The sequence below is a fragment of the Collinsella sp. AK_207A genome, from assembly GCF_902501965.1.
In the GTDB taxonomy this organism is placed as follows: domain Bacteria; phylum Actinomycetota; class Coriobacteriia; order Coriobacteriales; family Coriobacteriaceae; genus Collinsella.
On the sequence record NZ_CABWID010000010.1, the window covers coordinates 53,093 to 66,279 of the forward strand.

10 protein-coding genes are annotated in these 13,187 nt (G+C 67.4%); 2 read left to right on the plus strand and 8 right to left on the minus strand.

Translation table 11 applies throughout. The features are described from left to right. Window positions 1-136: 136 nt before the first annotated feature. The 4 genes from hisB to hisG form a co-directional block, all read right to left on the minus strand. Window positions 137-727 carry an imidazoleglycerol-phosphate dehydratase HisB gene (hisB, locus tag GDJ97_RS01875; protein ID WP_152069529.1) on the minus strand — a complete coding sequence of 197 codons (591 nt, stop codon included), beginning with the start codon at window positions 725-727 and terminating at the stop codon, window positions 137-139. Window positions 728-793: 66 nt separating this feature from the next. Next, on the minus strand, window positions 794-1,885 hold the full coding sequence (gene hisC, locus GDJ97_RS01880) for a histidinol-phosphate transaminase (RefSeq protein ID WP_152069530.1): 1,092 nt from the start codon (window positions 1,883-1,885) through the stop codon (window positions 794-796). Window positions 1,886-1,889: 4 nt separating this feature from the next. After that, window positions 1,890-3,449 (minus strand): histidinol dehydrogenase, encoded by a 1,560-nt coding sequence (hisD, locus tag GDJ97_RS01885; RefSeq protein WP_152069531.1) that lies wholly within the window; start codon window positions 3,447-3,449, stop codon window positions 1,890-1,892. A 63-nt stretch (window positions 3,450-3,512) separates the two neighbouring features. Then, on the minus strand, window positions 3,513-5,231 hold the full coding sequence (gene hisG, locus GDJ97_RS01890) for an ATP phosphoribosyltransferase (RefSeq protein ID WP_152069532.1): 1,719 nt from the start codon (window positions 5,229-5,231) through the stop codon (window positions 3,513-3,515). A 151-nt stretch (window positions 5,232-5,382) separates the two neighbouring features. Here hisG and GDJ97_RS01895 point away from each other — a divergent pair, with 151 nt between their 5' ends. Further along, entirely contained in the window at window positions 5,383-5,931 is a 549-nt protein-coding gene (locus GDJ97_RS01895; RefSeq protein ID WP_152069533.1) for a Gx transporter family protein, read from the plus strand. Beyond that, window positions 5,924-7,006, plus strand: coding sequence for an FAD:protein FMN transferase (locus GDJ97_RS01900; RefSeq protein ID WP_152069534.1), 1,083 nt, complete (start codon window positions 5,924-5,926; stop codon window positions 7,004-7,006). Before GDJ97_RS01895 ends, GDJ97_RS01900 begins: the two co-directional genes overlap by 8 nt. Window positions 7,007-7,111: 105 nt before the next feature. Here the strand turns inward: GDJ97_RS01900 and GDJ97_RS01905 are convergent, their stop codons facing one another. From GDJ97_RS01905 to GDJ97_RS01920, 4 genes are all read right to left on the minus strand, one after another. Further along, window positions 7,112-9,298: a heavy metal translocating P-type ATPase gene (locus tag GDJ97_RS01905; RefSeq protein WP_152069535.1), complete on the minus strand. Its 2,187-nt coding sequence runs from the start codon at window positions 9,296-9,298 to the stop codon at window positions 7,112-7,114. An 80-nt stretch (window positions 9,299-9,378) separates the two neighbouring features. Continuing rightward, window positions 9,379-9,660 carry a DUF6110 family protein gene (locus GDJ97_RS01910; RefSeq protein ID WP_152069536.1) on the minus strand — a complete coding sequence of 94 codons (282 nt, stop codon included), beginning with the start codon at window positions 9,658-9,660 and terminating at the stop codon, window positions 9,379-9,381. Window positions 9,661-10,020: 360 nt separating this feature from the next. Then, window positions 10,021-10,944 (minus strand): homoserine O-succinyltransferase, encoded by a 924-nt coding sequence (gene metA, locus GDJ97_RS01915; RefSeq protein WP_152069537.1) that lies wholly within the window; start codon window positions 10,942-10,944, stop codon window positions 10,021-10,023. A gap of 101 nt (window positions 10,945-11,045) precedes the next feature. Continuing rightward, complete coding sequence (locus tag GDJ97_RS01920) at window positions 11,046-13,097, minus strand: RecQ family ATP-dependent DNA helicase (protein ID WP_152069538.1); 2,052 nt, start codon at window positions 13,095-13,097, stop codon at window positions 11,046-11,048. Window positions 13,098-13,187 lie beyond the last annotated feature (90 nt).

A 13,187-nucleotide genomic window follows, 5' to 3' on the forward strand; every position in this document is an offset into this window, starting at 1 on the left:
GCGGGCTGCAGGGCCCGCTGCTCGTATCTGTCGCGAGGCATGGTAGACCGCGCGCAAAGGCGCGTCAACCCCTTCGACGCCAAAAGCACGTCTCCGGGCATGACGGGCATCGGCGGTCTCGCGGTTACGGGTTCTCCTACAGGCTACCCTTGGTAGACGGGATGCCCACCACGCGCGGGTCGAACTCGCAGGCGCGGCGCATGGCGCGCCCGCACGCCTTGAACGCGGCTTCGATGATGTGGTGGCTGTTCTCGCCCGCCAGCTCGCGCACGTGCAGGGTCAGCCGCGCATCGCGGGCAAAGGCGTAGAAGAACTCCACCGCGAGCTCCGTGTCGAAGGTGCCGACGCGCTCGGTGGGCACGGGCAGCTGGCAATAGGCCTGGCCGCGGCCGGAGATATCCACCGACGCCTGCACGAGCGTCTCGTCCATGGGAACGAACTCGCTGCCAAAGCGCGCGATACCGGCCTTGTTACCCAGGGCCTCGGCAAACGCCTGGCCAAGCACGATGCCCGTATCCTCCACGGTATGGTGCGCGTCAACCTCCACGTCGCCGATGGCATGCACGGTGAGGTCGAAGAGGCCGTGACGCCCAAAGGCGTTCAGCATGTGGTCGAAAAACGGCACGCCCGTGGCGATGTCGCAGCGCCCCGACCCATCGAGGTCGAGTGTGATCGTGATATCCGTCTCACCGGTTTTACGGCTGACGGTGGCAACGCGATGATCCATGTCAATTCCCTTTCCACATGGGCAGATGAGGCGGCCTCGTTTTTCGGGCAGCGGCTTCCGTCTCTATTACGAAGCAAGAAGCGCGCGCAGGGCGGCGAGCACCGCGTCGTTCTCCTCGGGTGTTCCGATGGTAATGCGCAGGCAGTCCTGGAGCCCCGGCGCGTGCGAGAAGTCGCGCACCAGAATCGAGAACTCGTCGCGCAGGCGCTGGCGCACCTCGCTCGCTCCCGACATGCGCACGAGCAGGAAGTTCGCCTGACTCGGCCACACCGTCAGGGCGCCGCCCGCTATCTCGGCAAGCGCGGAGAACATGCGCTCGCGCTCGGCGCGCACCCGGTCAATCACCGGCAGGAACAGCGCCCGGTCGCGCACGGCGGCAAGCGCCGCCGCCTGCGTGAGCACGTTCACCGAGTAGATCTGCCGCACGGCGCCAAAGACGTCGATGATATCCGGCGCCGCGAGCACGTATCCCAGCCGGATACCCGCCTCGCCGAACGCCTTGGACAGCGTGTGCAGAATGATCAGGTTGTCGTGCGCATCCAGCAGGGAGCGAGCGCTCGCCCCCGCGTCCGCGAACTCCATGTACGCCTCGTCCACCATCACCAGACCGGGACAGGCCGCGCACAGCCGCCCCACGAACTCGAACGGTACCAGGTTGCCCGTGGGGTTGTTGGGCGAGGTGACGATGACGATATCGCAGTCGGGTGCGGCATCGAGCACCGCCTGCTGGTCCAGCTCGAACGTCTCCGGATCACGCCAGACCTGCCGCACCTCCGTCTGGGCAAGGCTCGCGAAGAAAGCGTACTCGGAGAAACTCGGCGGACAATCCAGCAGCGTGCGCCCCGGACCGCCGAACGCGTAGATGAAATTGAAGAGCAGTTCGTCGCCGCCGTTGCCCACGCAGATGCGAGAGCGCTCCACGCCGTGCCACGCACCCAGCTCGTCGCGCAGCTCGTTGGACATGGGATCCGGATACCGGTTGAGCGGCGTTGCCGCCAGCGCCCGGTCGATCGCATCCCGCGCCGCAGACGGCATGGGATACGTGTTCTCGTTCGCCGAGAGGTTGATGCGCGTGGGCGTGAAGTTGGGATCGTAGGGCTCGATCGTCGACAGATGCGGCTGCACCAGCCGGCGCATGCGCTCGGAAAGCTCTGCCATGCCCCTACCCCCGCTTCGCCTTGACGGCGGCAGCAACGGTACCGGCGGCCACGCCCGCGGCCGCCACCGCAACGCTCGCCGCGGTTGCCGCGGCAACCTTCGCCACGGTCGCTACGCGAGAAGCGCGCTCCGCGTCGGCAGCCTCGACAGCGTCGTCGCCCGTCACGCCGGCAGCAACGGTCGTCGCCGCATCGCCCGGCCAGGCAACGGCCGTCAGGTCCGCCGCGGCCAGGGCATCGTAGCTCACGGAGTCCTCGCCCTGCTCGAGCACGCGGCGGCGCAGGCCCGCCGAGAGTGCGTGCGACCACAGGCCCTCTGCCTCGGCCAGGCGCTGCGTTGCGGGTGCGTCGGAGAGCAGGCCCTGGGGCGTATAGCAGATGACACTCGACTTCTTGACGAAGTCATCCACGGAAAGCGGGTTGGAGAACTTGGCCGTGCCGCCCGTGGGAAGGGTGTGGTTGGGGCCGGCCACGTAATCGCCCAGCGGCTCGGAGCTCCAGGCGCCCACGAAGATGGCGCCCGCGTTGCGGATGCCCCCCAGCAGGCCCAGTGCGTCCGCGCAGTGCAACTCCAGGTGCTCCGGCGCGATGGCGTTTACAGCCTCCACGGCGTCGGCCAGATCGGCCGCCACCACCACGACGCCGTGGTCGGTGAGCGAGGCGCGGGTGATGTCGGCGCGCGGCGACTGCGCCACGAGCACCTCGATACCGCGCTGCACCTCCTCAGCAAACGCGGCGTCGCAGGTTACCAGATAGCACGCGGCGAGCGGGTCGTGCTCGGCCTGCGCCATAAGGTCGGCCGCCACGACCATCGGCTTGGCCGTAGCATCTGCCAGCACGCACACCTCGGAGGGACCGGCCACCATGTCGATGCCCACATCGCCCGAGACCAGGCGCTTGGCCGCGGCCACGTACGCGTTGCCCGGACCGGTGATCTTCTCAACACGCGGAATCTGCTCCGTACCGTAGGAGAGCGCGGCCACGGCCTGGGCGCCGCCCACCAGGTAGACCTCGTCCACGCCGGCGAGCTTGGCGGCCGCGAGCGTGTAGGGCGAAATGCCGCGCGTGGGACCGTCGATCTGGTCGGCCTGCGGCGGCGTCACCATCACCACGCGCTCCACACCCGCCACCTTGGCAGGAATGGCGTTCATGAGCACCGTACTCGGGTACTGCGCGCGCCCGCCCGGCACATAGATGCCGGCGGCGGCCACGGGCGTCACCTTCACGCCGAGCATCGTGCCGTCCGCGCGGGTGGTGAACCAGCTCTGCTGCACCTCGCGCTCGTGGAATTCGCGAATCTGACGCGCCGCGCGCTCCAGGGCAGCGCGGAAGGTATCGTCCACGTTGTCGAGCGCGGCGTCGAAGACCTCGGCAGGTAGGCGGAACTCTTCAAGGTCGACGTGGTCGAAATCGTGGGCAAAGCGACGAACCGCCTCGTCGCCCTCCGCGCGCACCGCGGCGATGATATCCGCGGCGGCCTCTTCGATCTTCTTCGGCAGCGCACCCTCACGCCTCAGCAGCTCGGGGGTCAGGCGCTCGCCGGCATTCAGGATGATGGTCCTCATAGCAATGCTCCTTCGGGGAACTTGAGAGTTACAAAACGGCGCGATACGCGGTTCGGCGCGCGATCAATGGGAGATGCGCGCCAGGCGCTCGGCCAGCTCGCGGACGCGCGGGTCCAGGCGGGCGCGCCCCGGATTCACGAAGAACCGCGCCGTGCAGGTCATGATCTCGCCAGTGATCACGAGGTTGTTCTCGCGCAGCGTGGTGCCCGTGGCCGTGATGTCCACGATGCGGTCGGTCATGCCCACAATGGGGCCGAGTTCGATGTTGCCGTGGAGCGCCACCAGGTCCACATTGACGCCGCGGCTGGCGTACCAGGCGCTCGCGATGCGCGGATACTTGGTCGCCACGCGCAGGCTCCCGCGGCGCGCATAGGCCCGCTCAGCCTCGCCCGCCCGGTCCGCCGGCTCCGCCTCGATGAAACGGCATTCGCCAAACCGCAGGTCCACGAGCTGGAGCAAGTCGAGCCCCGCCTCGATCAACGAATCGCGCCCGCAGATACCGCAGTCGGCACCGCCGCAGGCCACGAACGCCGGGGCATCCTGGGCGCGCACGATGATGAACTCCACATCGCCGATGCGGCACGAGGCAACGGGGGCCTCGTCCTGCTCCGACGCGCGGACGATGAGGTGGCGCCCCGCGTCGACCAGGCCGGAAACATCCAAGCCCGCCGCCGCCAGAACGCGCAGCGAGCCCTCCTTGAGCGAGCCCTTGGGCACGGCGATCCGCAAGGGGGCCGCAGCCCTGTCCCAAGTGTCGCGACCCACCGCGTTGTCGCCATCAGCCGAATGGGCCGCATCGTGGGCGGCCGTCAGGCGCTCCAGCGAGAAGGCGAAGCCCGCCGCCGGCGCCGACGCCGCGCCGCCCGTCTCATCTGCCAGCTTGCCGTTGAACACCGCGTCGTAGCGGCCACCCGAACCCACCGGGTCCGAGAGCCCGCCCGCATACGCCTTGAGCACCAAACCGGTGTAGTAGTCAAAGGAGTTCATGAGCGAGAAATCGAACGACAGGCGCTCCTCGGCCGGGCGCTCGGAAGCCGCCGCCACCTGGGCCGCCAGCTCACGCAGCCCCGTCGTCGTGGCACCCGCAACGCCCGCGGCGGCAAGCAAGCCATCCACGCGGTCGAGCACCTCAACGCCCCCGTGCAGGCGGGGCAGCTCGCAGATCGCACGGGCCTGAGCGGGCGAGACCGCGCTTGCGGCCACGCGATCATCGAGGCCCACGAGGTCGTTCCCATGCACGAAGGCGAGCGCGTCCGCCGCCAGGGATTCGTCTCCGCAGACCGCAAGCAGGGCTTGGAAAGGGCGCACGCTTCCGCAGACCACGCGCCCGTCCGCAAACCCGAGCGCATCCATGACCTCGAGCACCAGGGAGACCACCTCGACGTCTCCCGCGGCACCGCCCGCGCCGATCAACTCGAAGCCCAGCTGGGTGAACTGGCGGGACCGCGCGGCAAAGCGCGGCTGCTCGCGCACCACCGGCGCCTCGTAGCGCAGGCGCAGCGGCAGATCGCCCGCGTGCAGTCGCGTGGACACCAGGCGGACGATGGGCAGCGTGTTGTCCGGACGAACGACCAGCAGGCCACCATCAACGTCGAAGAGCTTGAACGGAGAGTCCGTGATGCGCCCGCCTTGCTCAAGCGAGTCCTTCTCCTCCAAAAGCGGGGTTTCCACCGGGAGGTAGCCATGATGCTTGAGGCAACCCCGAACCGAAAGCGCGATGTCCTCGCGCGCCTGCGCCTCAGCGGGCAGGATGTCCCGGAAACCCCATGGTGTGGCCGTCATCTGAACGCGTCTCCCTCTGCCGAAATTGCCTACGTTGCGCGGCGCCCTCAGCGCCGGCACTTTATCTTACTAAAGTTTGTTCAGGAGCAGCACCGGGGCTCGAGGTCAATCGAAACACCACAGCCGAGAAACGCGGGTTATACTATCGCGCATGAGAAACGACCAGCGTCATAGCGCTACCGCAAAGAGTGCCCCCGCCTCGCCGGGACGGCGCGCCGCGCTCTATGGAGCCCTCACCGCGCTCGCCCTTGTGGCGGGCTATCTGGAGATGCTCGTTCCCCTGCCCGTAAGCGTGCCCGGCATCAAGCTCGGACTCGGCAACGCCGTGGTGCTCTTTGCCCTCGAGCGCCTGGGCGCCAAGCCCGCCCTGCTGCTCATGCTCGCCAAGGTCGCCTGCTCCACCATCCTCTTCGGAAATCCCCAGGTACTCGTTTTCAGCCTGGCGGGAGGTGCGCTCTCATGGGGCATCATGGCGCTTGCGGTGCGAAGCGGGGCTTTCTCGGTGTGGGCGAGCTCCGTGCTCGGCGGCATCAGCCACAACGCCGGCCAGCTCCTCATGGTCGCCGCGTTGCTCTCGCCGCAGCTCGCACTCGCCAATCTGCCCGTCCTCGCCGTTGCCGGCTGCATCTGCGGAGCCGCCATCGGCGTGCTGGTCCGCGCCGTGCTCGCCGCCGTTCCCCAGGAGACAATCGATGCCTAGCCCGCTGCTCTCGCCCCGCAATCCGTCCCTTGCCGTGAACCGCCGAAGCGTGCTCGCGGGGCTCGGCGCGGTCCTTGCCGCGATAGCCCTGGGCGGCTGCAGTACCGCGCGGGGCGCCGGCTCGCAGGGCGCGTCACCACAAGACGGCTCCCAGGCTTACAGCTCGTCCACCTTCGCCTTCGACACCTACTGCACCTTCAAGGTCTACGGGGACGAGAAGGCGCCGGCCAAGCTCGCCGCAGCCTGCTCGCGCTACGACGCACTCTTCGACCTCTATAAGGACGACTCGGACATCGCGCGCATCAACGCCGCCGGCGGCGCGCCCACCACGGTGGACTCCGCCACGGTGGACATCGTCAAGCAGGCCCTCACGTTCTGCTCGGCCTCGGACGGCCTCTTCGACATCACCATCGGCGCGGTCTCCACGCTCTGGAACTTCGATGACGGCACGCGACCCACCGACGAGGAGATCGCGGCCGCGCTCCCCCACGTGGGCTGGCGAACCGTGTCCGTGGACGAGGGTGCCAACACGGTGACGCTCGCGGATCCCGAGGCCAAGTTGGACCTCGGTGCCATCGCGAAAGGCTACATCGCCGATCGGCTCTACAACCTGTTGCAGAATGAGACCGACGCCCAGGCCGCCGTCATCTCGCTCGGCGGCAACATCATCTACTTTGGCGAGAAACCGGGCGGCGGCACGTGGAACACCGGCATTCGCAATCCCAACGACCCCGGTGGCAGCAAGACCGTGGGCACCGCGCACGTGCATGGCGGATCGGTGGTGACCAGCGGGCTCTACGAGCGGACGTTCACGCAAGACGGCGTTACGTACTGGCACATCCTCGACCCGCGCACAGGCATGCCGGTACAGACCGACGTGGTGAGCGACACCATCGTCTGCGCCAGCTCAACCCAGGCAGACGCGCTCTCTACCACGCTCTTTGTTGCCGGCAGCGAGCACGGAGTCCAGATTGCCGACGGCTACGACGACACCGCTGCGTACTTCATCAAGCAGGACGGCTCCACCGCCGAAAGTTCCCGCTGGCAGGATATGACGAACTTCGAAACGGCGTAGCATCCGCAGGCCGCCGGCTTCGCCCGACATCCGCAAGACACAAAAAAACGGCTGCGACGAGATGCCGCAGCCGTTTCAGCGATTGAGTCCCTCAGTGCGCGCAGGTTACTCGTACGCGCGGGAGTTCCGCATGCTCAGCAGCACCGTGCTTCCGTTGTGCACCAGCGCGGAGAGCTGCGGGGTGATGATCCCCGTGATACCGCCGGCCAGCAGCGCGGAGTTGATGCCGATGACCTGCCTAAACGAGGTGGCCATACGCTCCTGCAGGCCCTGGGAGAGCCGACGAAGCGCCACGAGCGAGGTGAGGTCGCCCTCCGTGAGGGTGATGTCCGCCACCTCCTTGGCGATCGCGGTGCCGGAACCCATGGCAACGCCCACGTTGGCAGCTGAGAGCGCCGGGGAGTCGTTCACGCCGTCGCCCACCATGACCACGGTGTCGCCCGCCGCGCGCAGCTCCTCCACGATGCCGTGCTTGTCCTCCGGCAGCAGGTTCGCGCGGTACTCGGTGATACCGGCGGCGGCGGCAACGCGCGCCGCGGCGTGCTCGTTGTCGCCCGTCAGCATGACCAGATGCTTGAAGCCCAGCTGGCGCAGCTCGGCGAGTGCCTCGGCCACACCCGGCTTGAGCGGGTCCTCGACGCCGATGGCACCGCGCAGCTCACCGTCCACCGCCAGGTAGAGGGTGGAGAGGCCGTCCATCTTCTCGGCGATCTTCTTGGCGTCCTGCTCGGGAATCTGCACGTGCTCGTCCTCGACCACGAAGTGCTCGGAGCCGATGACCACGCGCTTGCCGTCCAGCGAGCTCGCGATGCCGTGCGCCACGATGTACTCCACCTCGGCGTGACGCTCGCGGTGCTTGAGGCCCGCCTCGGCGGCGGCGTTCACCACGGCGCGCGCCACGGGGTGCGGGAAGTGCTCCTCCAGGCAAGCGGAGAAGCGCAGCACCTGCGTGCGGTTCCAGCCGTCGAAGCCCATGACCTCGCACACACGCGGCGCGGCGGCCGTCAGCGTACCGGTCTTATCGAAGACGATGGTATCCGCCTGGGCAAAGGTCTCGAAGTGCTTGGAGCCCTTGACGGTGAAGCCTTCCCTGGCGCTCTGGCTCATGGCCGTGAGCACCGAGATGGCACCCGTCAGCTTGAGCGCGCAGGAGTAATCCACCATGAGGGCGGCGCTCGTGCGCACGATGTCGCGCGTGGTGAGCGCCACGATGCCCGCGAGCAGGAAGTTCCAGGGGACGATCTTGTCGGCCAGGTTCTCGCGGCGGGCAAGGCTCTCAGCCTTCAGGCTCTCGGACTGCTCCACCAGGTTGACGATGCCGCGCAGCTTGGTGTCCTCGGCAGCGGCCTTCACGCGCACGTACGCCTCGCCGTCCTCCACCGCGGTGCCGGCAAAGATGTCGTCGCCCACGGTGCGCTCGATGGCGAGCGGCTCGCCCGTGAGCGCGGACTGGTTCACCATCGCGGTGCCGTACTCCACCTGGCCGTCCACGGGAATGGGCATGCCCGTGCGAACCACAATGAGGTCGCCCGCCTTGAGCTCGTGGGCGGAGACGCGCACCTCCTCGGCGCCGCGCACCTGGGCGTCGCCGCAGGGAATGAGCTGCGCGTAGTCGGGCACGTCGAGCAGCGAGTAGATGAGCTCGTTCTGGGACTGGGCGCGGGTGTAGTCCTCGAGCAGGCCGCCGAGGTTCAGCAGCAGCATGGTGCTGCCGGCGGTCCTAAAGTCACCCTTCACAAAGGAGATGGCGATGGCCGAGGCGTCGAGCACCGGCACGTCCAGACGCCCGGAGAGCAGCGACTTCAGACCCTCGAAGAGGAAGTGGCGATACGCCCACACAGTGTAGATGGTCGAGAGCGGAGCGGGCAGGAACCAGCGGCGGGCGAAGTGGCCGCCCACCAGCGTGGCGATGTCCAACAGCAGGCTGTGCGTGCGCGGCGCCATGGCGGAGCCGGCGCAGGCGCGGCGCGCGAGCTCGACGGACTCTGCGTTCACCCCGTCCAGGGCGGCGAGCACCTGGGCGCGGCCGGGTTCGGCGGCAAAGGGGTCGACCACAGCCGCGGCATCGGCCGGCGCCATGGCGGCATCGGCGACCACGGGTAGCGCGGCGTCCGAGGCGGATGCCTGGTAGCGCACGGCGAGCGAACCCACGCGCGGATAGATCGACACCTTGGTGACGACCGGACAATCCATGAGGACGCGGTTGAGCGCGTCCAGATCGGATTCCGGCACACGGCCGGCAAGCTTTACGCGGATGCGCCCCGGCACCTCATGCTCGATGGCGTATTTCATGGAATGAGCTCCTTCATGGCAGCAGCCGCGCCGGCACGGGTCCGGACGCGGCTGCGAAAACGGGCGGTTCGGCGAGACGGTTACTCGGCCTTGGCGTCCTCGGCCTTGTCGGCGCAGCCGCAGGAGCACGCGCAAGCGTCATCGCTGTTGTTGAGGTAGTCGGCCTCGGCAACGATGTCGTCAACGCTGGCCTTGGCCTGCTCGACGATGTCCTGGTAGCCGGCCTTCACGCGCATGCCGGCGGCAACGCCCTGCACGGCCAGGTTGTGGGCGGCATCGGACTTGAGGGCCTTGACGCCCAGGGTGCCCAGCAGGAAGCCGGCGCCGACGAGGAGGGAGTGGGTCTTGTTGAGGCTAATCATGAGAGCGACCTTTCTGCTCGCTTGCTATTGAACGTTGTTTAACATACGCTCTGAAGCCCAAGATAGGCTATGGTTACTTCTGTCTATCATATTGTATGCATAGTTTGCGATGGCAAACGGATACGTTCGCCCAATGCAACAGGTGCGACACATCCGAGGGGAGGCGGGATGAAACAGCACAAGTTCTGGGCCTACGCCATGGTGTTCTGCGCCGTCATGGCGGTGTGGACGGGTCGCAAGCACGCGTAGGCACCGAGCTGGAAGCTCGGCTCGGCACATGCAACGGACGCCTGCCCCCCGGCAATGTCTCATCGGGGGGCAGGCGTCCGTTTTCCGCTTTGAGGACTCACGCGGTCGCCGCTAGTCCCGCCCGGCGCGCTCGATGTCGTAGGGCGTGGTCTGATACACGTAGTAGTTCAGCCAATTGGTGTAGAGCAGCTGCGCCTGGCTGCGCCAACGGTTGAGCGGCGGGCGGGTGGGGTCGTCGTCGGGGAAGTAGTTCTCCGGAACCTGGGGGTTCAGGCCCGCGGCCACGTCGCGCTCGTACTCCAGCTTGAGCGTGTCGCGATCGTACTCGGGATGCCCGAACACGAAGAAGCGGCGACTGTCCGTGGACTTGACGATGTAGAGGCCCACCTGCGGGCTCTCGGCAATAACCTCCAGCTCGGGCACGGCCTCAACGTCTGAGCGGCGAACCTCGGTGTTGCGCGAGTGAACGGCGAAGAAGCGATCGTCCAGACCGCGGACAAGCGGGCTCGAGGGCTTGACCAGCACGTGCTCGAACACACCCGACGCCTTTGCGGGCAGATCGTGCTTCTGGATGCCGTAGTGGTAGTAGAGTCCCGCCTGCGCACCCCAGCAGATGTGCAGGGTGGAATGCACGTGCGTGGTGGACCAGGCCATGATGTCGCAAAGCTCGGGCCAGTAGTCCACCTCCTCAAAGGGCATCTGCTCCACGGGTGCCCCGGTGATGATGAGGCCGTCGTAGTGTTCGTCGCGCACGTCGTCGAAGGTGCGATAGAACGTCTCCAGATGGTTCTTGGAGACGTGTGTGGCCTCGTGCGTACGGGTGCGCAGCAGCTCGACCTCCACCTGCAGCGGGGTGTTGGAGAGCTTGCGCATGATCTGCGTCTCCGTGGCGATCTTGGTGGGCATGAGGTTCAAGATGAGCACGCGCAGCGGACGAATGTCCTGGTGCAGCGCGCGAAACTCGGTCATGACGAAGATATTCTCGCTCTCAAGCTCCGCGGTGGCGGGCAGGGCGTCTGGTATGCGGATGGGCATGACAGCCTCCTCGGTTCGTTCATCTGGGCACATTGTAGCCGGTCGAGACGGGTTGAGAAACGAAGGGGTTTCGCGAGCTCCGCAGCGCGGGCGAGCCGGCGCTACTGCCCCGCCCCGCGCGCCTCGAAGTCCGCGATCTCTTGCAGGAACAGGTCGCCAAAGTCGTCGGCCTTCTTCTCGCCGATGCCCGGAACGGCGAGCAGCGACTCGCGATCGCGCGGGCGCAGGCGGCAGAACGCACGGAGCGTCTTGTCGGGGAGCACCATGTAAGGCGCCCATTGTCGTTCGCTCGCGATGCGCGTGCGGAGCGCGCGCAGGCGATCGTAGAGCTCGGCGTCGTCCTCGTGCGAGACACCCGCGCCGGGACCGGTACCTGCGGCCACGGCCTCCTCGCGCAGCAGATCGACCGCCTTGGCCACCCGGCGCGTGCGGCCGGCGGCGCTCTTGGCGGCGCGCTTCTTGATGGCGAAGGTGAAGGGGATGCGCGGGGCGTTCTCCGCGGACGAGCTGTCCCCCGCGCCCGCCGCAACGGCGTCGCAGCGCGCCGCGGCGGCCTGGTCCATCGCCTCCCGCATACGCGGGCCAAAGCCGATGGTGGCGAACTTCCCCTGCGCCTGCTCAAGGTAGCCGCTGCCCACGAGCTGATCGATCACGTCCCTGATCTTGCCGGTCGGCACGTCCTTGAGCGCACCGTAGCCCTCGAGCTGGTCTAACCGGTACTGTCGCACGCGCTCGTTGTTGGCACCGTGCAGCGCTTCGGCGAGCGCTGCCTTGCCGAAGCGCCCCCGCACCGCTCGGACGAACCGCAGCACCGCGAGTGCCTCGGCCGTCACATCCTCCACCTCGAAGTCCGTGAGGCAATTACTGCAGTTACCGCACCCGTGCGGACGCTCCCCCGCGGAATCGGCGCCGCCTCGCCGGGGCTCCGTCTCGCCGAAATAGCGGAGGATGTACTCGCGCAGGCAGCCCGTAGTCTGGCAATAGCCCTCCATCTGGGCGAGCAGCCGGTAGCGGTTCTGCCGCGAAGCGTCGCGCTGCTCCGAATCGAACACGCCCTCCTCCGGGTCGCGGTCGATGAAGTAGCACCGAAGCCTGAAGTCGCTGCCGTTCCACAGCAGGATACAGCTCGCCGGGTCCCCGTCGCGCCCCGCGCGGCCCGCTTCCTGGTAGTACGCCTCGATGCTCTCGGGCACGTTGTTATGGATGACGTAGCGCACGTTGGGCTTGTCGATGCCCATGCCGAAGGCGTTCGTGGCCACCATGATGGGAACGCGGTCGTCGATGAACGCTTCCTGGCTCTCGCGACGGTCGGCGTCGCCCATACCGGCGTGGTAGCGCCCCACGGAAATCCCCTGCGGCATGAGCTCGAAGGAGAGCTCCTGGCTGAGCTGGTCCACCGCCTTGCGGGTGGCGCAGTAGATGATGCCGCTTTCCTCGGCATGCTCGCGCACGTAATCCAAGATCCAGCGCACCTTGGCCTTCTCGCCCATCTCTTCCACGCCAAAGTAGAGGTTCGCGCGGTCGAAGCCCGTTATCGTGGTCTCGGGATCGCGAAGCCCCAGCATAGCGACGATATCCGCGCGCACACGCTCCGTGGCGGTGGCAGTAAAGGCGGCGAGCACCGGCCGCGTGGGCAGCGCGTCTATGAACTGAGAGATCTGCAGGTACGAGGGACGAAAGTCCTGGCCCCACTGGCTCACGCAATGTGCCTCGTCCACGGCGATGAGCGGGATGCCCAGACCGCCCGGTGCGGCCGTCGCCTGGGCGAACGCCAGAAAGCGCGGGTCTTCCAAACGCTCCGGAGCCACGTACATGATCTGGTACCAGCCTTCGGACGCGCGCTTGAGCACCGTGTTCTGCTGGGCCGGCGTGAGGCTGGAGTTGAGGTAGCTGGGACGGGCGCCCGCCGCCTTAAGCGCGCGGACCTGGTCGCCCATGAGCGAGACGAGCGGGCTGATGACGAGGGTAAGGCCCGGCAACGCGAGCGCGGGCACCTGGTAGCAGATGGACTTGCCGGCACCCGTGGGCATGACGCCCAGGGCGTCGCGACCGGAGAGGATAGCCTGGACCATGCGATCTTGCCCCGGGCGGAAGGTCTCGTAGCCCCAATAGCGCTTGAGCGTCTCGAGCGCTGCATCTATCGCGCCGGGCATGGCCCTCCTCCCCTCGCTGCACCGTGTTCCGCCGTCGGACTATCCAGTATACGCCGGCAGTTTCGGCCTCCGCCCTTCGCGCTTTACGAT